Genomic DNA, 200 nt, shown 5'->3' with positions numbered 1-200 from the left:
GTCTCTGGCGATGGCATCGACCCTCAGCACATCTTCAACGCTCTGCGGTTCCTGCAAATCCATCCTATCCAGTACGGACAAATTGAGATCGGCGATATCCGTAAATCGAATCTGCTGCGCCAAAAATGCAGCAACGGTAATCTCATTTGCGGCGTTCAGCGCAGTTGTCGCAGCCTGTCCTTGCTCAAACGCGTCCATCG

1 pseudogene is annotated in these 200 nt (G+C 53.0%); it reads right to left on the bottom strand.

Going from position 1 to position 200, the window contains the following annotated elements:
- Positions 1–200 (bottom strand): annotated as a pseudogene (locus tag FDX22_RS32030) (1-deoxy-D-xylulose-5-phosphate reductoisomerase); the annotation flags it as partial.

The organism is Citrobacter sp. TBCS-14 (genome assembly GCF_005280805.1).
Lineage (GTDB): Bacteria > Pseudomonadota > Gammaproteobacteria > Enterobacterales > Enterobacteriaceae > Citrobacter > Citrobacter gillenii.
Note: the sequence above shows the minus strand (reverse complement) of the source record. Positions and strands in the feature narration are given on the sequence as shown.